This window comes from Enterobacter sp. Y17, assembly GCF_019730495.1.
GTDB classification, from domain to species: Bacteria; Pseudomonadota; Gammaproteobacteria; order Enterobacterales; family Enterobacteriaceae; genus Enterobacter; species Enterobacter asburiae_B.
On record NZ_JAASKP010000001.1, the window covers coordinates 2020886 to 2044780 of the forward strand.

At 53.2% G+C, this 23895-nt stretch carries 29 protein-coding genes; 13 read left to right on the forward strand and 16 right to left on the reverse strand.

Going from position 1 to position 23895, the window contains the following annotated elements; genetic code table 11:
• Positions 1–3 precede the first annotated feature (3 nt).
• The 5 genes from HCH49_RS09510 to HCH49_RS09530 all read right to left on the reverse strand — a co-directional run bounded on the left by HCH49_RS09510 (position 4) and on the right by HCH49_RS09530 (position 3330).
• Positions 4–207: a tail protein X gene (locus HCH49_RS09510; RefSeq protein WP_221702577.1), complete on the reverse strand. Its 204-nt coding sequence runs from the start codon at positions 205–207 to the stop codon at positions 4–6.
• Complete coding sequence (locus HCH49_RS09515) at positions 207–671, reverse strand: head completion/stabilization protein (protein WP_221702578.1); 465 nt, start codon at positions 669–671, stop codon at positions 207–209. The genes HCH49_RS09510 and HCH49_RS09515 overlap by 1 nt, the downstream gene beginning before the upstream one ends.
• Before the next feature lie 94 nt (positions 672–765).
• Positions 766–1413: a terminase endonuclease subunit gene (locus HCH49_RS09520; RefSeq protein ID WP_221702579.1), complete on the reverse strand. Its 648-nt coding sequence runs from the start codon at positions 1411–1413 to the stop codon at positions 766–768.
• 3 nt (positions 1414–1416) lie between these two features.
• Positions 1417–2481: a phage major capsid protein, P2 family gene (locus HCH49_RS09525; protein WP_221702580.1), complete on the reverse strand. Its 1065-nt coding sequence runs from the start codon at positions 2479–2481 to the stop codon at positions 1417–1419.
• 15 nt (positions 2482–2496) lie between these two features.
• Complete coding sequence (locus HCH49_RS09530) at positions 2497–3330, reverse strand: GPO family capsid scaffolding protein (protein WP_221702581.1); 834 nt, start codon at positions 3328–3330, stop codon at positions 2497–2499.
• A 139-nt stretch (positions 3331–3469) separates the two neighbouring features.
• On the opposite strand from HCH49_RS09530, the gene HCH49_RS09535 reads away from it, so the two are divergent.
• Both HCH49_RS09535 and HCH49_RS09540 read left to right on the forward strand, forming a co-directional pair.
• The gene (locus tag HCH49_RS09535) at positions 3470–5236 is read left to right on the forward strand and encodes a terminase ATPase subunit family protein (protein WP_221702582.1); all 1767 of its coding nucleotides are present in this window, start codon (positions 3470–3472) and stop codon (positions 5234–5236) included.
• Positions 5236–6249, forward strand: a complete 1014-nt coding sequence (locus HCH49_RS09540) for a phage portal protein (protein WP_221702583.1) — start codon at positions 5236–5238, stop codon at positions 6247–6249. The genes HCH49_RS09535 and HCH49_RS09540 overlap by 1 nt, the downstream gene beginning before the upstream one ends.
• A 43-nt stretch (positions 6250–6292) precedes the next feature.
• On the opposite strand, the gene HCH49_RS09545 is transcribed toward HCH49_RS09540, so the two are convergent.
• The 6 genes from HCH49_RS09545 to HCH49_RS09570 all read right to left on the reverse strand — a co-directional run bounded on the left by HCH49_RS09545 (position 6293) and on the right by HCH49_RS09570 (position 11496).
• The gene (locus HCH49_RS09545) at positions 6293–6688 is read right to left on the reverse strand and encodes a hypothetical protein (RefSeq protein WP_221702584.1); all 396 of its coding nucleotides are present in this window, start codon (positions 6686–6688) and stop codon (positions 6293–6295) included.
• A gap of 2 nt (positions 6689–6690) precedes the next feature.
• Positions 6691–7617, reverse strand: coding sequence for a ParA family protein (locus HCH49_RS09550; protein ID WP_221702585.1), 927 nt, complete (start codon positions 7615–7617; stop codon positions 6691–6693).
• 599 nt (positions 7618–8216) lie between these two features.
• A complete protein-coding gene (locus tag HCH49_RS09555; protein ID WP_221702586.1) occupies positions 8217–10604 on the reverse strand; it encodes a replication endonuclease in 2388 nt (795 codons plus the stop codon).
• Positions 10605–10623: 19 nt separating this feature from the next.
• Positions 10624–10851, reverse strand: coding sequence for a TraR/DksA family transcriptional regulator (locus HCH49_RS09560; protein ID WP_221702587.1), 228 nt, complete (start codon positions 10849–10851; stop codon positions 10624–10626).
• Entirely contained in the window at positions 10851–11087 is a 237-nt protein-coding gene (locus HCH49_RS09565; protein ID WP_221702588.1) for a DUF2732 family protein, read from the reverse strand. The genes HCH49_RS09560 and HCH49_RS09565 overlap by 1 nt, the downstream gene beginning before the upstream one ends.
• Before the next feature lie 67 nt (positions 11088–11154).
• Entirely contained in the window at positions 11155–11496 is a 342-nt protein-coding gene (locus HCH49_RS09570) for a DUF5347 domain-containing protein (protein WP_221702589.1), read from the reverse strand.
• 257 nt (positions 11497–11753) lie between these two features.
• Between HCH49_RS09570 and HCH49_RS09575 the strand changes: the two genes are divergently transcribed.
• Positions 11754–12212, forward strand: coding sequence for a hypothetical protein (locus tag HCH49_RS09575; protein ID WP_221702590.1), 459 nt, complete (start codon positions 11754–11756; stop codon positions 12210–12212).
• Here the strand turns inward: HCH49_RS09575 and HCH49_RS09580 are convergent.
• From HCH49_RS09580 to HCH49_RS09590, 3 genes are all read right to left on the reverse strand, one after another.
• The gene (locus HCH49_RS09580; protein WP_221702591.1) at positions 12154–12393 is read right to left on the reverse strand and encodes a phage filamentation protein Fil family protein; all 240 of its coding nucleotides are present in this window, start codon (positions 12391–12393) and stop codon (positions 12154–12156) included. The two genes, HCH49_RS09575 and HCH49_RS09580, sit on opposite strands and share 59 nt — an antisense overlap.
• Before the next feature lie 7 nt (positions 12394–12400).
• Positions 12401–12910, reverse strand: coding sequence for a phage regulatory CII family protein (locus HCH49_RS09585; RefSeq protein WP_221702592.1), 510 nt, complete (start codon positions 12908–12910; stop codon positions 12401–12403).
• Between the two features lie 66 nt (positions 12911–12976).
• Entirely contained in the window at positions 12977–13180 is a 204-nt protein-coding gene (locus tag HCH49_RS09590) for a regulator (protein ID WP_135719108.1), read from the reverse strand.
• A gap of 146 nt (positions 13181–13326) precedes the next feature.
• On the opposite strand from HCH49_RS09590, the gene HCH49_RS09595 reads away from it, so the two are divergent.
• The 8 genes from HCH49_RS09595 (at position 13327) to HCH49_RS09630 (ending at position 19864) form a co-directional block, all read left to right on the forward strand.
• Positions 13327–13890, forward strand: coding sequence for a phage repressor protein CI (locus HCH49_RS09595; protein WP_221702898.1), 564 nt, complete (start codon positions 13327–13329; stop codon positions 13888–13890).
• 2 nt (positions 13891–13892) lie between these two features.
• Entirely contained in the window at positions 13893–14945 is a 1053-nt protein-coding gene (locus HCH49_RS09600; protein WP_221702593.1) for a hypothetical protein, read from the forward strand.
• A gap of 1 nt (position 14946) precedes the next feature.
• Positions 14947–15552, forward strand: a complete 606-nt coding sequence (locus tag HCH49_RS09605; RefSeq protein WP_221702594.1) for a hypothetical protein — start codon at positions 14947–14949, stop codon at positions 15550–15552.
• 91 nt (positions 15553–15643) lie between these two features.
• Entirely contained in the window at positions 15644–16696 is a 1053-nt protein-coding gene (locus HCH49_RS09610; protein WP_221702595.1) for a tyrosine-type recombinase/integrase, read from the forward strand.
• A 184-nt stretch (positions 16697–16880) separates the two neighbouring features.
• The gene (locus tag HCH49_RS09615) at positions 16881–17201 is read left to right on the forward strand and encodes a metalloregulator ArsR/SmtB family transcription factor (protein WP_045142923.1); all 321 of its coding nucleotides are present in this window, start codon (positions 16881–16883) and stop codon (positions 17199–17201) included.
• A gap of 40 nt (positions 17202–17241) precedes the next feature.
• Complete coding sequence (locus tag HCH49_RS09620) at positions 17242–18531, forward strand: arsenic transporter (protein ID WP_039261482.1); 1290 nt, start codon at positions 17242–17244, stop codon at positions 18529–18531.
• A gap of 12 nt (positions 18532–18543) precedes the next feature.
• Entirely contained in the window at positions 18544–18975 is a 432-nt protein-coding gene (gene arsC, locus HCH49_RS09625) for a glutaredoxin-dependent arsenate reductase (protein WP_221702596.1), read from the forward strand.
• Positions 18976–19093: 118 nt separating this feature from the next.
• Entirely contained in the window at positions 19094–19864 is a 771-nt protein-coding gene (locus tag HCH49_RS09630; protein ID WP_221702597.1) for an SDR family NAD(P)-dependent oxidoreductase, read from the forward strand.
• On the opposite strand, the gene HCH49_RS09635 is transcribed toward HCH49_RS09630, so the two are convergent.
• Positions 19861–20412, reverse strand: coding sequence for a TetR/AcrR family transcriptional regulator (locus HCH49_RS09635; RefSeq protein ID WP_023335053.1), 552 nt, complete (start codon positions 20410–20412; stop codon positions 19861–19863). The two genes, HCH49_RS09630 and HCH49_RS09635, sit on opposite strands and share 4 nt — an antisense overlap.
• 81 nt (positions 20413–20493) lie before the next feature.
• On the opposite strand from HCH49_RS09635, the gene HCH49_RS09640 reads away from it, so the two are divergent.
• Together HCH49_RS09640 and HCH49_RS09645 are read left to right on the forward strand one after the other, a co-directional pair.
• On the forward strand, positions 20494–21708 hold the full coding sequence (locus tag HCH49_RS09640) for an MFS transporter (RefSeq protein ID WP_048976812.1): 1215 nt from the start codon (positions 20494–20496) through the stop codon (positions 21706–21708).
• Positions 21698–22510: a Cof-type HAD-IIB family hydrolase gene (locus HCH49_RS09645; protein WP_033145033.1), complete on the forward strand. Its 813-nt coding sequence runs from the start codon at positions 21698–21700 to the stop codon at positions 22508–22510. Before HCH49_RS09640 ends, HCH49_RS09645 begins: the two co-directional genes overlap by 11 nt.
• Before the next feature lie 67 nt (positions 22511–22577).
• Here the strand turns inward: HCH49_RS09645 and HCH49_RS09650 are convergent, their stop codons facing one another.
• The gene (locus HCH49_RS09650) at positions 22578–23810 is read right to left on the reverse strand and encodes an MFS transporter (RefSeq protein WP_032661345.1); all 1233 of its coding nucleotides are present in this window, start codon (positions 23808–23810) and stop codon (positions 22578–22580) included.
• Positions 23811–23895 lie beyond the last annotated feature (85 nt).

A 23895-nucleotide genomic window follows, 5' to 3' on the forward strand; every position in this document is an offset into this window, starting at 1 on the left:
GATTCAGTCCCATAGCTGAACGGTCTGCACGGTGGGCGTTTCCGTTATATCCGGCAGCTCCACCTGCAGCCCGTACGGTAAAAAGGGGCCGTGTTCGGCCAGCCACGGATTGGCCCGTAATACCTGCTCCGTGACACCCCGCGTCCGCCCGTAGTGACGCCAGCACAGGGCATCCACCGTGTCATACTGGTGCGCACGCACTTTCATCAGATAAGTTCCAGCGTGCAGTGCGGCGCATCCTGCACCCGGCTGATCGCCCAGCGAGCATCGCGCCACAGGTCGCCGCTGGCCTCTGCCAGCTCTTCCCCGCGTTTCACCCCAGACGCCGTGGCGTCATAGTCCTGATAACGCTCATTGAGCACGGCGCGCGCCCAGCAATAGACAGCGTTGTGATAGTGCTGAATGCGCTCGTTTTTGCCATCGAGCACGTCCGACGGGACCTGCGCCAGCGCCTGAAAGCCGAGCATTCGCTGACGGTTGCGGAAGTCGAACAGCTCGGCGTTCACTTCGGAAATGGCGGTCAGCAGGACCTGCTTTAAGCGCGGCTGCGTCACCGTGCCGTCAGTGCGCATCACGCTGCGAAACTCCGACAAATCCACATCCGGCCAGAACGGCGTATTTTTGATGACCTCCGCCTGTTCCGGTGCCGGTTCGTGCGCCACAAACTTCATGCGGTCTTCTCCTGAATAAGTGGGCGGTGAACGGGATTTTGATGAGGCCATGCCTGTCGCCATCCCGTGCCGCCCGTGCGCGGGGCACGTTCCGTCAGCGGTCGTTGCGCAGTCTGCGCTCCAGCCGCTCTTTGTCTTTCTTCACACCGCAGCGGGAGTCCAGCTGGAGCGCATGAGTGAGGTGATTTAGGGCCGATGCCGGGTTGCTTTCGCTCAGCACCGCGCCGATGGCTTTGTGCAGACGCGCCCGTGACTGGTCCGGCATATCCTGCCCGGTGGTGAGGTCCAGCGCCTGCATCAGCAGGTCAGCATCGAATGGAGCAGCCGCAAGCATCGCGCTTTGCGCCGCGTCGGCCATTTCTTCGGCCAGCACGGTCTGCACGTTGCGGTTGCCGAGCGGCATCACCCAGCCATGGCGCAGGGCATGACGCCCGATTTCCAGCGCACCGGCATAATCCCCGGCATCGATACGCCACAGCATCACGTACATCAGGACGTCATCCTGTTGCGTGCCTCCGGCGGCCAGCACGCCATCTGCCCAGGCGGCATATTTCGGCAGCAGCTCCACCTTGATTTGCGCCTTTTTCACCGTGGACTGGATGCCATTGAGACGGCGGCGGTCCTCGGCCAGCTGGAGTAGCATCAGGTCATAACCCGACGCATGGCGAACACTGCCGCCCTCGCGGGCGGCCTGTTCAGCCTGAATGCGCAGGCGGTGCTGCCGTGCGGGACTCAGGCTCATGTGTTACTCCCCGGCGTCCGGTGCGGCAGATGCGCTGAAATCACCGATTTCGATGTTTTCCACCAGGGCCGCGCAGCGGTAGTCTTCGACCACATAGGCCTCGTTTACGGATTCGAAGTTTTCGATGCGGTCACGTTTCGGGTTGTCGATAACCGAGCGGCGGCGGGTCTCTTCCTGCCAGTAGATGGACAGGTTATCCAGGCGGGTGATCAGCACGGCGTTCGCCGGGAAATACGGCGCGCGCAAGGCCTGCAGGCCGCCCATGCGTTTCTGGCTGATAATCAGATCGGCGGCGATTTTCTCGCTGTTCTCCTGCTCTTTGTTGACCAGCGGGAAATACTTGTCGGACAGCAGTTCGCGGCCACAGACCACAACCAGCTCGTCATCGTCCTGGAAAATTGGATCAATCAGCTCGTTGACCGCATCCATCACCAGCGCGTCGAGGTTGGCGTACAGACCGCCCTTCCCGACTTTCACCGGTTCGACGGTCACGATGCCATCATCAGCCGTTTTAGTGCCCAGCACGTTGTCCGGCGCGTCTTCGCGGATTTTCTGCAGCCAGCCCTTGTTCACGTCCTGCAGCAGGACGTTCTCGCCACGGTTGGAAGTTTTGGCACGCTTCACGCCGTTGAAGCCGATCATGATGCGGTCCAGCGCCTGACGTTTGACGATGGCGTTGCGGATACGCACCTGGAAGTCCTGGAACTTGGCCCACAGGTCCAGCTTCGCGTAGGTCAGCACCGTGTCGAAGTTGGTCTGCTCGCACTTGTATTCCACGTCAGCCATCAGCGTCGGATCGGTTGGTTCGCGCTCTTTTGTGGTGGTGTCCGTCGTTCCGGCAATGGTGCTGCCGACGCCCAGGCCCAGCAACTGACCGGACTGTTCGGCCACGCCCATCACGTTGATCAGCGTCAGAAACGCGGTGGACTGCTGGATTTCATCTTCCAGCGTCTGGGATACCGACGGCTCCACGGTGAACTTGCTGGCAAGCTCGGTCACGGCCACACCGTTCAGGCGCGCCAGCTGCTGCAGGTAGGCGTTAAAGGCAAAGCGGGTTTTCTGTTTCATGTGTTGGTTTGCTCCTCAGCAATTGGTCACGGTGCCTGCCGGGGCGTCACCGCCCGGCGCACGCTGGCGGTAGTCCCTGCGGCTGTCTTCGCGGTTCAGCTTCTGCTCAAGCTCAGCAAAGGCGACCTGCTGCTCCTGCAGGGAAGTCTCCAGCGCGGACAGGCGTTCGCCGTTTTCGGTCAGAGTTTTGGCGGTGCGTTCGCTCAGGTTCTGCTGCTCGGTGGCGACCAGCTCCACGGCCTGATGCACGTCAGAAAAACGCGCCTCGTCGGTTTGCTCTTTTTTGGTGAACAGCGCGGTGACGCGGGCAAACAGGGAGGGTTTTTCGTCCTGGATTTCTTCCAGCTCGATCAGCGTTTCTTCAGCGGCAGAAAACAGGTTCTCCGGTTTCTGCTTGCGATTCGCCAGCGGGTTGTGGGCGGCACTGGCGCTGAATGCCAGCATTTCCGTGCCGAGGCTCGCCGGATCGTCGGTTGCAGCAAGTCCGACAAGATAGGCTTTACCGGTGTCGGCAAATTTCGGGCTGACTTCCATGGAGGTGAATAGCTTCTGGCCTTTTTTGACCAGTTCCACCAGAGAGCCGGTCGGCTCCACGTCGGCGTACAGCGCCATTTTTCCGGCCAGCGGACCGTCCTTGATTTCTTCGGCAACCAGCGCCGTCACCTGGCCGTAGCGGTTAAAGGCGCTGTCCGGGGAGTAAGACTTGATATGCTCAAGGTTAATCAGCGCGGTGTAGACCGTCGGGTTGTAGCTCGCCGCCATTTGTTCCAGCCATTCACGCTGGATTTCGCGTCCGTCGGTGGTGGCACCTTCCACCCCGATGCGGAAACGTTTTGCTTTCACTGTCATGAGCAGTGCTCCGTTAGAAAACTGTCTGGAGCCTTATGGTTGCGGGGATGGGGGAGTGAGACAACGCGCGGCGCTTGTGCCTTTCGCCATACAAAACGAAGCCGAAGAAAGAGGTCAGTCAAGGCCGTAGGCTTGTGCCATGGATATGACACTGACCCCCGCAGACCTCGATCCCCGTCGGCAGGCCATGCTGCTGTACTTTCAGGGATACCGCGTAGCCCGCATTGCTGAAATGCTGGGCGAGAAAGTTGCAACCGTTCACAGCTGGAAGAAGCGCGATAAATGGGGCGAGTACGGGCCGCTGGATCAGATGCAGCTCACCACCGCCGCGCGTTACTGCCAGCTCATCATGAAGGAGCAAAAAGAAGGGAAAGACTTCAAGGAGATTGACCTGCTGGCACGCCAGTCCGAGCGCCACGCCCGGATCGGCAAATTCAACGACGGCGGCAACGAAGCCGATCTGAATCCCAACGTCGCCAACCGCAACAAAGGCCCGCGCAAGCCGCCAGAAAAGAACCTATTCACCGACGAGCAGATCGAGAAGCTGCAGGAGGTTTTCCACGACTCAATGTTTGCCTACCAGCGCCACTGGTGGGAGGCAGGCAACCGGCACCGCATCCGCAACCTGCTCAAGTCTCGCCAGATTGGGGCGACCTTCTTCTTTGCCCGTGAAGCGCTGATTGACGCCATCACCACCGGCCGCAACCAGATTTTCCTCTCCGCCAGCAAGGCGCAGGCGCATGTCTTTAAGCAGTACATCATCGACTTTGCCAAAGAGGTCGATGTGGAGCTGAAAGGCGACCCGATGACGCTCAGCAACGGCGCGTGTCTGTACTTCCTCGGCACCAACGCCCGCACGGCGCAGAGCTACCACGGCAACCTGTACCTGGATGAATATTTCTGGATACCGAAATTCCAGGAGCTGCGCAAAGTCGCCTCCGGGATGGCTATTCACAAAAAATGGCGCCAGACCTATTTCTCCACGCCATCCAGCCTGACGCACAGCGCGTATCCGTTCTGGTCCGGCGCATTGTTCAACCGGGGCCGCGCCAAAGCGGACAAAGTGGATATTGACATGACCCACGGCAGCCTGGCTCCCGGCCTGCTGTGTCCGGACGGGCAGTATCGCCAGATTGTCACCGTGGAAGATGCGGTGCGCGGCGGGTGTAACCTGTTCGACATCGACCAGCTGCGCATGGAGTACAGCCCGGACGAGTACCAGAATCTGCTGATGTGCGAGTTTATCGACGATCTGGCGTCCGTGTTTCCGCTCACCGAGCTGCAGGCGTGCATGGTGGACAGCTGGGAAGTCTGGTCAGATTTTCACGCGCTGGCGCTGCGCCCGTTTGGCTGGCGCGAAGTGTGGATCGGCTACGACCCGGCAAAGGGAACGCAAAACGGCGACAGCGCAGGTTGCGTGGTCATGGCGCCGCCTGCCGTGCCGGGCGGTAAGTTTCGCATTCTGGAGCGTCACCAGTGGCGCGGGATGGACTTTCGCGCCCAGGCGGACGCCATCAAAAAGCTGACGCAGCAGTACAACGTGACCTATATCGGCATCGACTCCACCGGCGTCGGCCACGGCGTGTATGAGAACGTGAAGGCGTTCTTCACGGCCGTGCGCGAGTTCGTCTACAACCCCAACGTCAAAAACGCCCTGGTGCTCAAGGCGTACGACATTATCAGCCACCGCCGCCTGGAGTTCGACGCCGGTCACACCGATATCGCACAGTCATTCATGGCAATCCGCCGCGCCACCACGGCCAGCGGCAACCGCCCGACCTACGAAGCCAGCCGCAGCGAAGAAGCCAGCCATGCCGATCTGGCCTGGGCAACGATGCACGCCCTATTTAACGAACCGCTGCAGGGCGAATACGCCAATACCAGCAATATTGTGGAGATATTTTGATGGGCAAGAACAGGAAAAACCGTGCAGCAGTTCAGCACAGCAGCGGCGCATCTGCAGAAGCATTCAGCTTTGGCGACCCGATCCCGGTACTGGACCGCCGCGAGCTACTTGATTATGTGGAGTGCGTGCAGATGGACCGCTGGTATGAGCCGCCGGTGAGTTTTGACGGGTTGGCGCGCACCTATCGTGCGGCGGTGCATCACAGCTCCCCAATTGCGGTAAAACGCAACATTCTGACCAGCACCTTTATTCCGCATCCGCTGCTGAGCCAGCAGGCGTTCAGCCGGTTTGTGCAGGACTATCTGGTATTTGGTAACGCGTATCTGGAAAAGCGCACCAACCGGCTCGGCGGCATTCTGTCGCTGGAGCCGTCGCTGGCGAAATACACCCGGCGCGGCGTGGATCTGGATACTTACTGGTTTGTGCAATACGGCATGACCACCCAGCCCTATGAGTTCACCAGAGGCAGCATCTTTCACCTGATGGAGCCGGATTTAAACCAAGAGATTTACGGTCTGCCGGAATACCTGTCCGCCATCCCCTCTGCCCTGCTCAACGAATCCGCCACGCTGTTCCGCCGCAAGTATTACATCAATGGCAGCCATGCAGGATTCATCATGTACATGACCGACGCCGCGCAGAATCAGGAGGACGTGAACAACATCCGCCGAGCGATGAAAAACGCCAAAGGACCGGGCAACTTCCGCAACCTGTTCATGTACTCACCGAACGGTAAAAAAGACGGGATTCAGATCATCCCGCTGTCTGAGGTCGCGGCGAAGGATGAGTTTCTGAACATCAAGAACGTGAGCCGGGACGACATGATGGCAGCGCACCGCGTTCCGCCGCAGATGATGGGGATTATGCCGAGTAATGTTGGGGGGTTTGGGGATGTGGAGAAGGCAGCGAATGTGTTTGTGCGTAATGAACTATTGCCTCTTCAGAAACGACTGGAAGAGTTAAATAGGTGGCTTGACGAAAATATCATTAGTTTTATGAATTATGAATTATGAATTATGAATTACAAAAAATAGCCGCCAAATTGGCGGCTATTAATTACTTTTTATTTTGAATAGCATCAGAACGGAGTTTAGCACCTACTGTCGACTCAATAATATTATCTCTAATCTTCTCGACCTTATCACTTTTCATTACAGCAACTTCAACATGACGCGCGAACTTTTCAAACTCAGATTTAGTCTTAAGCTCACGCGACAAAAGCTCATTACCTTGTTCTCTCGACTCGCATTGGTTAAGTAAATTGAGCAACTCGCCATAGCTAAAATCATCTACTGAACTTATCTTTGCACTAGTACCAACACGTTTTTTAACTACTTTAAGGACGAATTGATACTCACCTGAAATAATTTTTTCCAATTCCCCCTCATTGAGTTCAAGAACTGCATCTTGTAATTCACGAAACAGCATAGTTAAAGTTTTAGCTTTACTCACTTTTATTCTCCAATCTTTTGAAGGAATTCATCAACAAAATCCTCAATCTCTCCAACAATAGAAGAGTGAGTTGAATGCGAGTAGCCAATTAATGCTACAGGAATTCCATCTCTAGGGGCATCAGCAAAGATAGTTTTATTCTCTCTAAAAATAGCATCAAATACGGGAACACCCAGACGTTTTGTCTGCGCAATATACTGTCTTTGCGCGGCAATAGGTTGCCCAGAATTAATTTGAATCATAGTAAAAACTACTCCGAGAATTTCAGGAGATACTCTTTCATAATCTTCATCTTTATCGGCATAGAAATTATAGTCTGTAACCAGAGAATCTACGCTTCTTTTTAAATAATCGATGCCTAGCGTTGACAAATAGTCAGGCTTGGCTGGTATTAAAATTTTATCCGATGCAATTAACGCATTTTTTGTTACGATATTAAAGTTAGGTGGGCAATCAATTAAAACGATATCATAATTCATTTCATCAGCTAGAATTTGAAGTTCCTCTCTAAGCTTGCCATGAACTTTAAGATATTTTTTTTGAGTTTGGCTAGGACTTGCTCCTCCTAAAAGAGTCGCAAGTTCAAGATCAACATTTATCAACCCAAGGTGGGAAGAAATTAAATCTAAGCATCCACCATTTCTGCCAAACCTACTATTAACTGGTTCAGGTCGTACTCTTAGAGTCGAAAGAGGCATTGTTTGCTCTCCCTGACTAATACAATCAAACCAGTTTTTAATGGTCCTTTCATTTTTAAGATGTTCATCCCAATAATCGGGAGTTAGAAACGAAAATGTCAGGCTTGCTTGAGCATCCATATCCAGAACTAAAACATTCTTTCCTCGGAATGCTAATTCAGCTGCTAAATTAGACGTAACTGTTGTTTTACCAACGCCACCCTTGTAATTTATAACGGAAACTATTTGCATTATTATCATTGTCCTTATGAGTTGTTAGGTTTTACTGTGCCAGATTAAAATACCTCTTATTTTCATCAACTCAAGAGATTTTAACTCAACGCGCGCGCTCGTATCCCCGCCACGCCTGCCCGCTTTGTGTAGTGGTTTTCATGCAGGCGCATGACGGGCCGAAAAGCGCGCCAGTTCTGGCGGCCCCGACCCATTGCGATCCTTTTTGGATCATGCGAATCCATGCACCATAGACATGCACTGCGTTCTCAAACCGCAGGATGCCATATGAGAGGGAGTTTCCCATGGTGCGAAATCACTAATGCGTACTCTCATCCTGCCCTACTCCATAATCATTCACCCTGGTAACCAGATCGCTTGTCAGCTCCGACAGCCACGAAATCGCAACCTACTTGTCGTCATCGCTACAATCTGAGCTGGCAACCAGCCGGGCCATAAGTTCTATCCGCTGCAGTGCAAGTGACTCCATGAACAAATCGTTCACAACTCCCTCCCAATATTACTGTTTATACATACAGTACATCATATAATTTTAAAGCTGAAATGGTTTTTTACTCAGCTAACTCTTTGATTAATAGATATGCCATTTATCTGAGCTGTCAGTACCACTGACGCCATTTGTCATCCTCCTGTAGGCGCTGGTTCCGGTAGAACAGGCGCAGCCCGGCTCCAGATGGTAGGCTGCCGCCACGCAGAAGCAGATCCACTTCCGTTTCACTGGCTTCAAAGCCTCTGGACAGCAACTCCGCATCGAGCTGTAGCCTTTGGTGTTCCGTAATTTCCTGTTTGTAGCCTTTTCGTCGCTTCGGTTTAACCAGCCGCAGCCTTGCCGTCAGCTCGCGCAGTTCCTTTTTGCTCATGTTCTCGAAGTCCGGCTGCGCTGCAGGTTCTTTGCTGCCCGAAAGTTCTCCCCCTGTCTGGTACATTTTTTCAACAGGGGGACAGTTATTGCCACGAGTCCGAGTCCAAGGGGCGCGAGCGCCCTGGTCGGCTGTCGCCTCCTGAACGTCAACGGCCTTACGAACCATTTTCCACTTCATTGCGTGCGTGCAGATCCGGCCCTCAACAATCGGGGACCAGATGCCATAGATACGGATGCCGTAATCGCCGTAGGTGCCAGGCTCATCGTTAAACTCATATGCGGTTCTGATAAGGTGATGTTTGCGGGGAACCAGAACGCCGCCCTGCCTCATGATATAGGTGGCAAAGCAGCCCGCATCAGCGGCAGCTAACACGGCATCAAGCCGCGCATTTTCCAGCACCGGCGCACCTGCTTTTTTATCGCCCTGCGCTCTCGCTGCCTGCCCAGCCAGCAAACGCAGCTCGCGGTATGTCTGACGTCCTGGAATACCGAAGAAACGGAACTGCTGGACACGGTGCAGGGATGCCCAGGCACTGACATGTTCCGCGTTGTCACGCAGTGATTTGCCGGTTTCCTTGCTGATTTCTTTTGCCAGCCCGCGCCCGTCGATGTTCTTACTGATGTATTTGGCGATGTAGCTGGTCGGCGTGCCTTTACGTGGGTTAAGGAGTTCAGACTTGAAGCGCGGGCCGGTGTTGTTGCCCAGCTCGGCGCGGTCTACACGAATGGCGAATTTGCGCAGAAGCGCAGTAAGTGTGCGACGGTCTTTCTTGCGCATAAAGCACAGTAGATGCCAGTGCACTGTGCCGTCGTGATGCGGCTCGGCAACGCGCACGCCATACCAGCGCAGCCCGGCTTTATGCATGGCTTTGCGGAATCCGGCGAAGGTATCGACAAGATAATCACTGCTCTGCCGGACCGTTTCGCTGGTCCACTTCGGATTGGGTCTGCCGTTGTTGAGCGTGGCGTGGAAGCGTGACGGGCAGGTGATAGTATAGAACACGGCGCAGTCGCCGCGCATTTCTGCGATCAGCTCCAGTCCTTTCACACAGGCCATCATTTCATTACGACGGTGCGCTGGATTGCTGCTGCTAGCATTCACCACATCTTCCATGTCCAGCCTGTCACCGTCGGCATTGACCAGCTCGTGCGACTGAAAAAACTCTAGCGATTTACGGCGCTGCTCGCGTTTGTGGATCACAGCTTCATAGCTGATATACGGGGACGCTTTCTTGTTGACCAGGCAAACAGCACGCAGCTGTTCCTCCCGCCACTCGCAGCGCATCTGCCACAGTTTGCGATACCACCAGTCTGCACACAGCATACGCGCCAGCGAACCCGGAATAAGGTCATAAGGTACTGGCTTGCGACGGCATTTCTTGCGGCGCAGCTGTTCAAAGGCAGGTGGGATCACATCAAGGCGCATTGCCTTAGCGGCTACCTTTTCCCATGATTGGCGAATTTGTTCCGGTTTGACGTCATTAGTCACAAACATATCGCTGCAGGCTTCATCGAGACACATGCTCATATGTGCCGCAACCAGCGTGGAAAGACGCTTAACCTGCTCCTGATTCATTTCAGGCAGTACAAGCAGCCCCTCCAGCCCTTCATGGCTCGCCATAAACCGGAATGAGGCAGACACCTGACTTTCACGTACGTTATCCAGTCGCTCAAGACACGGCCTGATGGTTTCGCGTAGATAGCGGGAATAAGCCTTTGGCCTTCCCAGCCCACGGAAGAATTTAATTCGCTCCAGCAGAGGTTTGCTGACGTGGGTGGGTTCGGCGCTGACGTTGGCCAGAATGACTAAATCGGGATTAAAGCGCTGTTGCTCACGGGCCATTTTGGCGCGACTGATGAGCTGGTCGTGTTCCATTTCACGCTGAACTGGATCACGGGATTCATTGAAGAAATAGCGTTCCCATACCTCATCACTCAGCGCATCACGGCGTAGCTGTTGCTGCTCGTTATCCGCAGTGTAGAGAGTGATCAGGTTTGAAAGTGCAAACACCGGCGCAACTTCCGCCGGGTCCAGATAGGGGTTTACTGATTTTTTCGGGGCATTCCATGGGAAAACCCCGGCGGCCTTATTCGGGCCGCCTTTGTCGTTTGTTAATTCAGACATCACTGGCAGGCTCCGAAGCTCACAGGGCACCTCGGGTATAGTGCTTCCCTTTCAGCTCAGCGATTTCCTGGCACGCAACACAGCACTGCACGCCAGGGATGGCTTGCCTGCGAGCTACTGGGATTGGTGCCTCGCAGTCGATGCAAATAACGCGGGCAATGCCTGGCTTTCTGACACGAGCATTCTGGATATGGCGCTGCAAGTTTTCTTCGATGCGCTGCTGTACGAGATCCATGAAATCAGCCATCAGTGCCAGTCTCCGCGTGATTCAGCTTCATAACGAGCAACTTCACGGCGCAGTAGTTCTGCCGCCTCCACTCCGTTCATTCCCTCTTTCAGGATGTGGATCGCCAGTGCCTCCATGCGGATGGAAACGGCAAAGGCGCAGCTTTTACGCTCATCTAGGCGAGTCTCGTTAAACAGCTGGAATAAACCGGCATCATCCGGTCCGGTTTTGGTGATACGTGTTTCACTATTTCGCATAATCATTTCTCCTGAATTTGGGCAAAAGAATGCCCGGCGGGTTTACGCCATTAATTTCTGTTTTGGGTTAGTTCGGCATGGTTAGCCGTTTGGGAAATAAGCTCACTACTGCACGAAAATGATTCATTGCTTTAATCAGCTCCCGCGTTTCGTCAGTGGTCAGCTCATTAATATTGACGCTGTGACGTTCTGCCGGAATTTTTGCCATGAAGAATATGGCGGCCAGTGCCCTCTCGTTTTGTTTGTGGTTAATGTCGCGGTGATCGCGCAACTCATTAATAAACCGCTCCAGCTCCCGCTCAATATTCAGACCAAACACTTTTGCTCTCAGCTCCGCGATGTGGTTCAGCCCATTCAGGCGCTGACCGGGGCTAAGCGGAACTGTCGCCGTGTTACCTTCTATAGCCATTGTTCAACCTCACAAGCGACCTGAACTTAAATGGTTAAACATCCACATAACCCACTGAACCAAAGAATGTTTAAAGTGAAGCCGGGGATTTTTATGCACGCCCGGCACGTGCCTTAGTGGTAGACTATTTGCGCCAACAATCATCTACCCACCGAAGGAGAAACCTGATGTCAGACTCTGACAACTTCCACGTATTGCCTCGCCCTGCTCCTGCACCTCAACCAGCGCCGGGACAGGATAAAAAATAGGATTCCGGCATGACTAAACAAAGCTCCGAATACTTCCAACTGCATTACAGTTATTACCTTGAGGTTATGACGGCAACGCTTCACGGTAGAGCTGACAAATTGATGACAGCCATTCAGCTTATTAGCGGTACTGCTGTGTTTGCGGACACCGGTCTGGAATGGTTGTTCGCTTTGCCAGTTGTCGTTATCGCGACAATTCAACTTGTGTGGCAACCAGCTATTATTTCCGAACGTGCTAGCGTACAAAGCCGCCATTACGGGGAATTGCTTTATGCAGGGAATGAACTGACCCCGGAACTGATTGCACAAAAGTTGAAAATGCTGCATCACTCTGATTCCGCACCTTTCGGTTCTTTGTTAAATCCAGCCTACAAAAGAGCTGCTATTGCATGTGGTCGGCCTGATGACACTAAGCTTGGCGTCCAGGAAAAGCTTTTCGCCTGGTTTGCAGGTTGCCTGCCACGTTAATACTTAGACGTTGTAGCAAACTCTTTTTGCCAGTTCCCCGGACAGCCTGCTGCCGGGGAGACAATTCAATACACGGATGCCACTTTTTCCCGTCAGGTAAGTAAATCCAGCCATGACCGTAATGCATTGCCGGGCTTTGCCTAACCAGCAGTGATGCGAATGAAGGTTCGTTATTCAACATAAACACCTCAGCTCAGCCCAAAAGAAGAGCCAAGACCTGTCACGGTATCGACGACACTGGCCATTGCAGGATTGGCCTGTAAACGCGCCTGCAGTGAAATGGCTGTAAGCGCCATCAGCCGAGTAACGGAGTTGACGCTTTCGACAACCTGGCGGCGGGTGGTAGCATTTAGCTGAACACCAGAAACCGCACTTGCAGCAACACGACCGATCTCGGCGGTGGCTTTCAGGACGTACTGCGGCATTTTCTCCCGTGCGACTTCATTGGTAGGGACGCATGGCAGGCAATGAATCTGCGCCAGAAATCCATCAACCAGCGTTGAATCTTCGGTGAGATCGGTTAACAGCCAGATATCGGGCGCTGTGAGCTGATGCGGTTGCTCCGGGTTGAGCTTGTTACGCAGGGTCTGAACGTTCATACCTGTACGTTCTGCCAGCTTCGCCATGTTGTGGCGTAGAGCGAAGGTGCGGCAAGCTTCATTAAAGTGTCCGTGTTTGGAAACTTTATAATCAAACATAGTTTTCATCTCCGTACTTATCGCAATATCGAACCTTAAAGATGAGTGCGATAAGCAAAAAATTTCTTAAGCCGATAGTGCATCTACAGTCAGAGCAGCAATGTTAATCATGACTTTTTCGCGCTTTTTATCTTTACGGAGACGATGGCGCGGAAGGCGACCATCAGCCAACATGTCATTGATCGTATCGACTGGAAGGCCTGTAAGTTCGCTATAGCGCTCAATTGTGACGTGCGGTGTATTCAGAGTGATTGAAATGTTTGGGGTCATGGTGCAACATTCCTTCTTTAGTTCGGCTTGTGGCGAGCCGTTGTTTATCGTGATTAGTTGTGAAGGCTCCAAAAGAACACTTCGAGTTCAACTTTAAGATCGCTTTTGGAATCTGTCAATGCAATTCAGATTGTTTTGGAGGACTTTTGGATTTCAATTCCGGTGGAAAGAAGGCAATTGAACGTCTGGTTGAGGCATACGGGTTCTCAACCCGTCAAGCTCTATGTGACCATTTAGGCGTATCTAAGAGCACTATGGCTACTCGCTACATGCGAGATATATTCCCCGCTGACTGGGTTATAAGATGCTCATTGGAAACCGGTGTTTCACTCGAATGGTTAACATCAGGTAAGGGCTTGCTGAATCAAATCAGCACCACTGAACTCATCACATTAGACTCCTTTGACCTGCATGATGGAGAACTAATCAATATTCAACAGCGTTCTATTTCTCGAGAGCTTTTACCTGAGATCCTAAACCAGCCTTATATTGTTAATGATAATTACGAATCTTATATTATAAGTAAAGAGTATAATCTCGTTGATGGACTATGGTTAATATCGATTGATGGTCAATTTAGTTTAAGGAGTGTTTACAAACTACCAAACAATCGCATCCGAGTTGAAAATGAAAAATATAGTTTTGAGTGTGGTGCAACTGATATAGAAATTAATAACCACATTAAAGGCATAATAAAAAGAAGGGTTTAAGCATGAGTTTCACAAAAACAATTGAATTTGCTAACTACACATTGAATTTTGGTACAGATAAAGTACTACTGGATGCTTTTGAAAGCATAGTTTTACCTTCATTCTCAGATCAAAAATACATTAGGAAATTTAAAGACACAGAGTATTTCTTTACAGAGACACGCTTAATCTCTTTAGACACTATTGATGCTCAGTTTGAAGGCCCATTGCCTTTTCCTACAATTGCCATTTGCGGAAGAATAATAAAAAAAACCACATTAAAACGTGATCAAATATTCCGAGATGGTGTGATAATTCAAGATCACCAAACACTTGAAAGCCATCCCAGCTCAATATTCATCCTAATTCTTAATGACCATAGATTAATGCTATGCAAAGAAGTTGCTGGCGCACCAACTCTTGAAGAGTTTGAAAATACGAGTAAACACTGTTTAGCAAAACGCTACAACTCTTTCGTTGACTATGAGATTCTTAAAAATAAAAGAACCAGAAAGAAAAAACCTCATGTTAAAAGAATTTACAAGAAAGATATTTATGAAAAACTTGGGGTACCAAAACTACGTGTAACACCATTGACTGACCCTAGAACTTTAAATAACTTCGTGGAGCTCTTTTCAGTCGTAAATAGATTATCCATAGAACTTCTTCCTACAAATAGTGAAAATATATCTCTTGATGATTTTTGGCGTAAAATTGAAAGAGAAAAAGAGGACTTGAACAGTAATAAGGCTCAATTGGTATACACAAACAGAACAGAAGATGGATTAAACTCAAGTGCAGTTGTCGAAAAAACAACAAGCGCAACACAAATGGCAAATTCAAAAGTTGTTATCTCAGGGAAAGATGAAAATGGTGCTACACTCTCTGGGAATAATGAGAGCTTTACTCTCAAAACACCTAAACCTGATTTAGATTCAGATTTAGAAAAAGCGTCTAGAGAGGCGTATATCTCATTTAATGAATTAAAGGAAGAGGGTGATATTATTGTACCTAATCGTCCAGATCGTGCTAATATCATATCAAAGATAACATCTATCATTAATAGGTGGCTCTAGCATGAAATATACATTTGACCCAAATGAGTTAGTTAAAGAGACATCTTTGTTTGATGTATATAGACTAACAAGAGAAATAAAGATAAACACCTTTGATTTCTATTTTACATTAGCATTATCTTTGGCATTAACTTTCAATGCCTTCTGGCTTTCTTCATCTGTAGAGTTAATATCATCAGTAAGACAATGGGCTCCTTTAATTTTTGGTTTCACCACTACAACCCTTGGCTTTCTGATAACAGGATTTACTATTTTTGCTACAATAAACAAACCCGAACTTTTCCTTGCTCTAATGGAAGTTAAGCACCCTAAATATAACCTTAGTTATTTGAAATATGTTTATGGCGTTTTCATGCGAGTTTTCATCCATTTTATCACATGGTCTATTATTTACTTAATCATTCTCATGTTTGGACAGGAAAATGGTTTAATTACAAAAATACTTAAAGCGCTAATGATCCCTCATTGTGAAAAAATAATTAGTGTTAAAATAGTGTATATAATAGTTGGCAGTAGTGCTGTTTTTCTTGTTCTCACTTTAAAAACATTTTTATTTAACATTTATACAATGTTGATGCAGTCGCTGAGATGGGAAATGCAGAAGTAAAAACATTCGATGTATACAAAAAATATACCAAACATTGACCACTGTCCAAACATACAGTTAAATTTAGCCCTCAGACATGAGGGCTTTTTTTATGGCAGTACGAAAACTCGACACAGGAAAATGGATTTGTGAATGCTACCCCGCCGGGCGCAGCGGGCGTCGTGTACGCAAGCAGTTCGCCACCAAAGGCGAAGCATTGTCCTTTGAGCGTCACACGATGGATGAGGCAGAGTCTAAGCCATGGTTAGGTGAATCGGTAGACCGTCGGACTCTGAAAGACGTAGTTGAACTCTGGTTCAAACTGCACGGCAAATCTCTTACCGCTGGTGAACATGTTTACGACAAGTTGGTCCTGATGGTCGATGCACTCGGAAACCCTCTTGCTACTGATCTCAGCTCGAAATTGTTCGCGCATTACCGTGACAAACGCCTGACGGGTGAAATCTATTTTAGTGAGAAGTGGAAGAAAGGTGCCAGCCCGGTAACAATCAACCTCGAACAAAGCTATCTGAGTGGCGTTTTTAGCGAACTGGCCCGACTCGGAGAATGGGCAGCACCGAACCCGCTGGAGAACATGCGTAAGTTCACCATTGCCGAAAAAGAAATGGCCTGGCTAACGCATGAGCAAATAACTGAACTACTCTATGACTACAATCGCCAAAGCCCCCTTCTCGCTTTGGTTGTCAAAATCTGCCTGAGCACCGGAGCACGCTGGCGCGAAGCGGTGAACCTCACCCGCTCCCAGGTCACAAAGTACCGGATCACATTCGTCAGGACCAAAGGCAAAAAGAACCGAAGCATTCCGATTAGCAAAGAGCTTTACGAGGAAATTATTGCCCTTGACGGCTTCAAATTCTTTACGGATTGCTACTTCCAGTTTTTGTCTGTGATGGACAAAACCTCCATCGTGCTTCCGCGCGGCCAGCTTACCCACGTTCTGCGCCACACATTTGCAGCGCACTTTATGATGTCGGGCGGAAACATTCTTGCCCTACAGAAAATTCTCGGCCACCACGACATAAAAATGACCATGCGCTATGCTCACCTGGCACCTGATCACCTTGAAACTGCCCTACGCTTCAACCCGTTAGCTACCCTGCCAAGTGGCGACAAAGTGGCGGCAGCGGTTGGCATTACCCCGTAATCGCCACTTCTTACCACCAACCTAACTCATTGATTATCATGCAAGTAATTGTTTTCACTAACCCGTTTACATAAATGGGTTTTTTGTTGCCTGAAATTCCCGTACCTCTCATCTCCGCTTCTATCCTGCAATCAAAACATATATGATTAAACATATATAAATCATTCCACCTGCAGGAACGCCCATGCTCCACCCACTCCAGCTCTTTAAAACCCTCTCCGACGAAACGCGGCTCGCCATCGTCATGCTGCTCCGCGAAGCGGGCGAGCTGTGCGTCTGCGATCTGTGCTCCGCAACCACCGAGTCGCAGCCTAAGGTCTCCCGCCACATGGCGTTGCTGCGCGAGTCCGGGCTGGTTATCGACCGTCGCGAGGGGAAATGGGTCCATTACCGTTTGTCTCCCAACATGCCTGCATGGGCGGCAACCGTTATCGACAACAGCTGGAACTGCCTGCGGGAAGAGACGCGCATGAAGCTTAAAAACCGACTTTCAGGCTCGTGCTAGGCAAAACACATTCACAAAAACAGATATAACGGAGTAGAAGATGTTTCTGGCAGGGGCTATTTTTCTGTTTACGCTGGTACTGGTCATCTGGCAGCCCAAAGGGCTCAGTATCGGCTGGAGCGCGACTATCGGCGCCGTACTGGCGCTGGCCAGCGGCGTGATTCACATTAACGATATACCTGTGGTGTGGAATATCGTCTGGAACGCCACGGCAACGTTTATCGCCGTCATCATTATCAGCCTGCTGCTGGATGAGTCCGGCTTTTTCGAGTGGGCGGCGCTGCACGTTGCCCGCTGGGGGAACGGTCGCGGGCGATTGCTGTTTACGTATATCGTGCTGCTGGGCGCAGCCGTGGCGGCGCTGTTTGCCAATGACGGTGCGGCGCTGATCCTGACCCCTATCGTGATCGCCATGCTGCTGGCGCTGGGGTTCAGCAAGCAGGCCACGCTGGCGTTTGTGATGGCGGCGGGCTTCATCGCCGATACCGCCAGCCTGCCGCTGATTGTGTCCAACCTGGTCAACATCGTGTCGGCAGACTTCTTTAAGCTGGGGTTCAGCGAATACGCCTCGGTGATGATCCCGGTAGATATCGCCGCGATTGCCGCAACGCTGGTGATGCTGCATCTGTTCTTTCGCAAGGAAATCCCCCCGGAATATGACCTTGCAAAACTCCGCGAGCCCGCGCGGGCCATTCACGACCTCCCGACGTTCAGAACGGGCTGGATCGTCCTGCTGCTGCTTCTCGTCGGTTTCTTTGTGCTTGAACCTCTCGGCATTCCGGTCAGCGCCATCGCGACCGTCGGCGCGCTGATTTTATTCGCTGTCGCAAAACGCGGACATGCGATAAACACCGGAAAAGTGCTGCGCGGCGCGCCGTGGCAGATCGTTATCTTTTCGCTGGGGATGTATCTGGTGGTGTATGGCCTGCGCAATGCCGGGCTGACGGACTCTCTCACAGGCGTACTGGATAGCCTGGCCGGACACGGGCTGTGGGCCACCACGCTGGGAACCGGGTTCATCACCGCGTTTCTGTCATCCATAATGAACAATATGCCCACGGTGCTAATTGGCGCGCTCTCCATCGAGGGCAGTACGGCGACAGGTTTGATCAAGGAAGCGATGATTTACGCCAACGTGATTGGCTGCGATCTGGGGCCGAAAATCACGCCTATCGGCAGCCTCGCCACCCTGCTCTGGCTCCACGTGCTGGCGCAGAAAAACATGACGATCACCTGGGGCTACTATTTCCGGACGGGCATCGTTATGACGCTGCCGGTCCTGTTTGTGACGCTCGCCGCGCTGGCGCTACGTCTCTCCTTCACACTGTAATGAGCCACTGATATGAGCCACATCACCATTTATCACAACCCGGCCTGCGGAACCTCGCGCAACACGCTGGAGATGATCCGCAACAGCGGCACGGAGCCAGAGATTATCCTTTATCTGGAAACCCCGCCGTCGCGCGATAAGCTGACCACCCTGATTGCCGAGATGGGCATTTCAGTGCGGGATCTGCTGCGTAAAAACGTGGAGCCCTATGAACAGCTCGGCCTTGCCGACGATAAGTTCACCGACGACCAGCTTATTGATTTTATCCTGCAGCACCCGATCCTGATTAATCGTCCGATCGTGGTGACGCCGCTGGGTACCCGCCTGTGCCGCCCGTCTGAAGTCGTCCTCGACATCCTGCCGGATGCGCAGAAAGGGGCGTTTACGAAAGAGGATGGCGAAGCCGTCGTGGACGCCAGCGGCAAAAAAATCTCGCCAAAGTAACCCGTTGATAATGGCGCAGTAAGGCCTTCCAGCCGCATACCCCACCCATCTGCCAGGTTGCATCAGCCGAAACCCAGCACATACTTCTGAGGGTTAATCCTGGTGAGGGTATGCAGCTATGGGCTTTAAGAACAAAACCGCCGTTATCTTCGGCGGAAGCGGCGTCATCGGCAGTTCAGTGGCGCACGCTCTGGCGCGTGAAGGGGCGGATGTGTACCTCGCCGCACGCGACCACGCCAGGCTGGAGCAGGTCGCCAGCCGTATTCGCGCCGCCGGTGGGTCTGCCAGCACGTTTATGTTCGATGCACTCGATGATTCCTCGCAGCTCCCGGACCTTGCCCGCATTGATATCGTCGTCAACGCCACGGGCTTTATGCACGATCAGGGCAAACGCCTTGAGACGTTAACGCTCGATGAGTTCAGGCAGGGTTTTGATCCCTTCCTGGCCGCCTACTTTAACATTGCGAAAGCCGTGTCGCCCCGCATGGGCGGCGAGCATGGTGGAGTCATTATTACCGTCGTCGCGCCTGCCGCGAACATGACGATCGCGGGCCACCTCGGGCATATCGTCGGCTGCGCGGGAACGGAAGCCTTGACCCGGGCGCTGGCGGCGGAACTTGGGACACAAAATATTCGCGTGCTGTGCGTGCGTTCGCATGCGATAGCAGACGCGGTGCAGGCGGGTTCGTATGTGGGAGCCATTTTCGCCGCCCGGGCGCAGGCGATGGGTATTACGGTTGAGCAGTTTCTCAGCGGTGCCGCGCAAAGCACCCTGACGCATCGCCTGCCGACGCTGGCACAGGTGGCAGACACGATTACGTTTATGGCCTCAGATGCGGCAGGCGCTATGACGGGAACCACCGTCAATATGACCGCGGGCGCAACCTAGCAGCCGCCCTCGCCCGCAATTCTCCCCACCATTGCCCGGATCTCTTCGCGGGTTAACGGCGCCCGGTCGGTGACATAGTGCAGCGTCATCCCTTCGATAAACGCGTCCAGGGCGCGGGTGGTAACCGGGTCGAACCACTGCTCCAGCGTGGTCTGGCTCATTTTCATCCAGTCCTGCATCACCGTTTTGAGCGCCGCGCTGCGGTGCATAAAAGCGTAGAGCTGATACATCAGCGCCATGTTGTGCGGCGTGGTCACCTGCGAGCTGTGGATCAGCGTGGTGATAGATTCGCACGCCATTTCCGGCCCGGTGACGCCGGCGAAGAAATCCCGGTACTGCTGCGACATCTGCCGGGTAAACCACGTGAAGGCCTCCTCCAGCAGCGGCTCCATGCCGTCAAAATAGTAGGTCATCGACCCCAGCGGCACGCCCGCGCAGGTGGCGATTTTACGGTGCGTGACGGCGTGAATACCGTGCTCAGCGATAGTATCGAGCGTTGCCTGCAGGATCTTCTCCCGGCGATGCGGATCGTTCGGTGGTCTGCTCATAAATTCCTCACGTGGTTTGTGTACAAATGTACACAAACTTGCTAGTGTTGTCGCTATTGTTGTACTTCTGGTGCTACCCCAATGACGCAGACCTCTCCCCGTAAAGCCCTGCAGCGACGCCTGTGGGCGCTGTTTATGTTCTTCTTCATTCCCGGCCTGCTGATGGCCTCCTGGGCCACGCGCACTCCCGCCATTCGCGATATTTTGTCCGTTTCTACCGCCGAGATGGGCATCGTGCTGTTCGGCCTGTCGATAGGCTCCATGAGCGGCATCCTCTGCTCCGCGTGGCTGGTAAAGCGCTTTGGTACGCGAGCGGTGATCCGCACCACCATGTGCTTTGCCGTGTTCGGGATGGGCATATTAAGCGTGGCGCTGTGGTGTGCCTCGCCGGTGCTGTTCGCCCTGGGCCTGACGGTATTTGGTGGAAGCTTTGGGTCGGCGGAAGTTGCCATCAACGTGGAAGGGGCGGCGGTCGAACGTGAGATGAATAAAACCGTGCTGCCGATGATGCACGGTTTTTACAGCCTCGGCACGCTGGCCGGTGCGGGCGTGGGGATGGCGCTGACGGCCACCGGCGTGAGCGCGAATCTGCATATCCTGCTGGCGGCGCTGGTGTGCATCATTCCGATCCTGACCGGCATCCGGGCCATCCCGGACGGCACCGGTAAAAACTCCGCTGACGAACAGCACTCGGCTGAAAAAGGGCTGCCCTTCTACCGCGACTTCCAGCTGATGCTGATCGGCGTGGTGGTGCTGGCGATGGCGTTCGCGGAAGGTTCCGCCAACGACTGGCTGCCGCTGCTGATGGTGGACGGTCACGGCTTTAGCCCGACCTCCGGCTCGCTGATTTACGCCGGGTTTACGCTCGGGATGACCGTAGGTCGCTTCACCGGCGGCTGGTTTATCGACCGCTATAGCCGCGTGGCGGTGGTGCGCGCCAGCGCCCTGCTCGGCGGCCTGGGTATCGCGATGATCATCTTTGTGGACGTGGACTGGATTGCGGGCGTTTCCGTGATTCTCTGGGGACTGGGGGCATCACTTGGCTTCCCGCTGACCATTTCCGCCGCCAGCGACACCGGCCCGGATGCCCCGACGCGCGTCAGCGTGGTGGCAACTACCGGTTATCTCGCCTTCCTGGTCGGGCCGCCGCTGCTCGGCTTCCTCGGCGAGCACTACGGGCTGCGCAGCGCCATGCTGGTGGTGTTAGGGTTGGTCATCATCGCGGCGCTGGTGGCGCGCGCGGTGGCAAAGCCGGAAACGAATCAAACGACACTGGAGAAGGGATATGAGCGTTAAACTGATCGCCGTCGACATGGATGGTACTTTTCTGAGCGATGCCAAGACCTATAATCGGCCGCGCTTTCTGGCGCAGTACGCCCGCATGAAGGCGCAAGGCATTCGCTTCGTGGTCGCCAGCGGCAACCAGTATTACCAGCTGATCTCCTTTTTCCCGGAGATAGCGCATGAAATCGCGTTCGTCGCCGAAAACGGCGGCTGGGTCGTGAGCGAAGGTGAAGATGTCTTTAACGGTGAACTGTCGAAAGCCCATTTCGAGACCGTCGCGAACGTGCTAAACGAGGTTCCGGGCATTGAGATCATCGCCTGCGGGAAAAGCAGCGCGTACACGCTGAAATGCTATGACGAGGGCTTTAAGGATATCGCGGCGAAGTATTACCACCGCCTCGAAATGGTCAGCGATTTCGATAACCTGAACGATATTTTCTTCAAGTTCGGGCTTAACGTCTCTGACGATGAAATTCCGCGGATTCAGGCGCTGCTGCATGAAAAGCTGAGCGACATCATGGTGCCCGTCACCACCGGTCACGGCAGTATCGACCTGATTATCCCCGGCGTGCACAAAGCTAACGGCCTGCGGATCCTGCAAAAGCGCTGGGGCATTGACGATAGCGAAGTGGTGGCCTTCGGCGACAGCGGCAACGACGTGGAGATGCTGCGCCAGTCCGGGTTCAGCTTTGCGATGGCGAATGCCAGACCGCACATCAAAGAGGCGGCGCGTTTTGAAGCGCCGCACAATAACGATGAAGGCGTTTTAAACGTGATTGAGAAGGTGTTGAACGGGGAGGCACCGTTTAATTGACCGCGTGCGGTCTGGTGCCCTCGCCCCTCACCCTGGCCCTCTCCCCAAAGGGGAGAGGGAAAAAAGATTATGGTTGCAGGGCGTTCCCGACGCGTTTATCTTTCAGGAACACCACCATCAGGCCAACCCACAGCGCGCCGTTGGCGAGGTTAAACAGGCTGAACAGCCCGTTGCCGCCCATCGCGTAGGCATGCTTGCTCACTTCAATACCGACGGTAAAAATCAGCATCTGCAGCATTCCCATCGCCGCTGACACCGTGCCTTTACTCATCTCGCTGGCAAACAGCGTCAGGCGCACCAGCCCGGCGTTGGCCACGCCAATTCCGAAGGCATAGAGGCTGAGCCCCGCCGTCATCCACAGATAGGCGTGGGATGACGCGACGGTCGCGACCGCAGCCAGAATCAGCCCTGCCGCAATCGGCCAGCCGCCCATGATAATCAGGGAACGCACGGTGCGTCGTGACGTCAAACGTGCCAGCACCAGGTTCCCGATAATCAGCGCGCCAAAGATCGGCACCTGCAGCAGGCCATACTCGTAGCTGCTGAGCTTTTCACCGCTGATGATAATGACCGGCGACTGCGCGATCCACGCCAGCAGCGGCAGGCTAACGAACCCGGTCGCCAGCGCGCCCGCCACAAAGCGGCCGTTCTTCAGCACTTCTTTGTAATCCCGACCCAGCTCTTTCAGCGAGAGTTTCTCGCCGATGCGGGTGGCCGTTTCCGGCATCGCCCGGTGCAGGCCAAAGAACGCGAAGGCGGCGAGAAGCGCAAAGAGCACAAACATCCCTTCCCACGGCGCAACGTGCACCCACGCGGCCCCCACCAGCGGCCCGAGCAAGGGGGCGATCAGCGCGACGTTCGCCATCAGCGCGGTAATTTTGATACATACCGCCTCTTCAAACGACTCCTGAATGGCGGCATACCCCACGGCGCCGATAAAGCACAGGCTCACCCCCTGCAGGAAACGCAGCAGGGTAAATTGTTCAATGTTTTGCGCCAGCAGCGTGGCGAGACAGGTGACGATGAACCACACCACGCCCGTCAGCATTACCGGACGACGGCCAATACGATCCGACAGCGGGCCTAACAGCCACTGTAAAAACATGCCGCCGGCCAGATAGGCGGTCATGGAGGTCGGCACCCACTCAATACCCGCGTTGTACTGCGCCACAACGGCCAGCATACCGGGCTGGATCATATCGTTGCCGATATAGGTAGAGAATTCGTAGAGCACCAGACACAGAGGGAAAAGCAACGCCTGACGACCCAGACGTGAACCAGAAGAAGAACGGTTTAACATGCAATCTCTTTATAATGACAAAATCGCGACGAGTTTAATGAAATGCCGCAGCCCGAGATAGTGATTTATCGAGGATAAACAGAAA

Excerpts from the sequence above, each read along its gene's own strand:
- HCH49_RS09510 (WP_221702577.1), bottom strand. The coding sequence starts at position 207 with ATGAAAGTGCGTGCGCACCAGTATGACACGGTGGATGCCCTGTGCTGG.
- HCH49_RS09515 (WP_221702578.1), bottom strand. The coding sequence starts at position 671 with ATGAAGTTTGTGGCGCACGAACCGGCACCGGAACAGGCGGAGGTCATC.
- HCH49_RS09520 (WP_221702579.1), bottom strand. The coding sequence starts at position 1,413 with ATGAGCCTGAGTCCCGCACGGCAGCACCGCCTGCGCATTCAGGCTGAA.
- HCH49_RS09525 (WP_221702580.1), bottom strand. The coding sequence starts at position 2,481 with ATGAAACAGAAAACCCGCTTTGCCTTTAACGCCTACCTGCAGCAGCTG.
- HCH49_RS09530 (WP_221702581.1), bottom strand. The coding sequence starts at position 3,330 with ATGACAGTGAAAGCAAAACGTTTCCGCATCGGGGTGGAAGGTGCCACC.
- HCH49_RS09535 (WP_221702582.1), top strand. The coding sequence starts at position 3,470 with ATGGATATGACACTGACCCCCGCAGACCTCGATCCCCGTCGGCAGGCC.
- HCH49_RS09540 (WP_221702583.1), top strand. The coding sequence starts at position 5,236 with ATGGGCAAGAACAGGAAAAACCGTGCAGCAGTTCAGCACAGCAGCGGC.
- HCH49_RS09550 (WP_221702585.1), bottom strand. The coding sequence starts at position 7,617 with ATGCAAATAGTTTCCGTTATAAATTACAAGGGTGGCGTTGGTAAAACA.
- HCH49_RS09555 (WP_221702586.1), bottom strand. The coding sequence starts at position 10,604 with ATGTCTGAATTAACAAACGACAAAGGCGGCCCGAATAAGGCCGCCGGG.
- HCH49_RS09560 (WP_221702587.1), bottom strand. The coding sequence starts at position 10,851 with ATGGCTGATTTCATGGATCTCGTACAGCAGCGCATCGAAGAAAACTTG.
- HCH49_RS09565 (WP_221702588.1), bottom strand. The coding sequence starts at position 11,087 with ATGCGAAATAGTGAAACACGTATCACCAAAACCGGACCGGATGATGCC.
- HCH49_RS09570 (WP_221702589.1), bottom strand. The coding sequence starts at position 11,496 with ATGGCTATAGAAGGTAACACGGCGACAGTTCCGCTTAGCCCCGGTCAG.
- HCH49_RS09575 (WP_221702590.1), top strand. The coding sequence starts at position 11,754 with ATGACTAAACAAAGCTCCGAATACTTCCAACTGCATTACAGTTATTAC.
- HCH49_RS09580 (WP_221702591.1), bottom strand. The coding sequence starts at position 12,393 with ATGTTGAATAACGAACCTTCATTCGCATCACTGCTGGTTAGGCAAAGC.
- HCH49_RS09585 (WP_221702592.1), bottom strand. The coding sequence starts at position 12,910 with ATGTTTGATTATAAAGTTTCCAAACACGGACACTTTAATGAAGCTTGC.
- HCH49_RS09590 (WP_135719108.1), bottom strand. The coding sequence starts at position 13,180 with ATGACCCCAAACATTTCAATCACTCTGAATACACCGCACGTCACAATT.
- HCH49_RS09600 (WP_221702593.1), top strand. The coding sequence starts at position 13,893 with ATGAGTTTCACAAAAACAATTGAATTTGCTAACTACACATTGAATTTT.
- HCH49_RS09605 (WP_221702594.1), top strand. The coding sequence starts at position 14,947 with ATGAAATATACATTTGACCCAAATGAGTTAGTTAAAGAGACATCTTTG.
- HCH49_RS09610 (WP_221702595.1), top strand. The coding sequence starts at position 15,644 with ATGGCAGTACGAAAACTCGACACAGGAAAATGGATTTGTGAATGCTAC.
- HCH49_RS09615 (WP_045142923.1), top strand. The coding sequence starts at position 16,881 with ATGCTCCACCCACTCCAGCTCTTTAAAACCCTCTCCGACGAAACGCGG.
- HCH49_RS09620 (WP_039261482.1), top strand. The coding sequence starts at position 17,242 with ATGTTTCTGGCAGGGGCTATTTTTCTGTTTACGCTGGTACTGGTCATC.
- arsC (WP_221702596.1), top strand. The coding sequence starts at position 18,544 with ATGAGCCACATCACCATTTATCACAACCCGGCCTGCGGAACCTCGCGC.
- HCH49_RS09630 (WP_221702597.1), top strand. The coding sequence starts at position 19,094 with ATGGGCTTTAAGAACAAAACCGCCGTTATCTTCGGCGGAAGCGGCGTC.
- HCH49_RS09635 (WP_023335053.1), bottom strand. The coding sequence starts at position 20,412 with ATGAGCAGACCACCGAACGATCCGCATCGCCGGGAGAAGATCCTGCAG.
- HCH49_RS09640 (WP_048976812.1), top strand. The coding sequence starts at position 20,494 with ATGACGCAGACCTCTCCCCGTAAAGCCCTGCAGCGACGCCTGTGGGCG.
- HCH49_RS09645 (WP_033145033.1), top strand. The coding sequence starts at position 21,698 with ATGAGCGTTAAACTGATCGCCGTCGACATGGATGGTACTTTTCTGAGC.
- HCH49_RS09650 (WP_032661345.1), bottom strand. The coding sequence starts at position 23,810 with ATGTTAAACCGTTCTTCTTCTGGTTCACGTCTGGGTCGTCAGGCGTTG.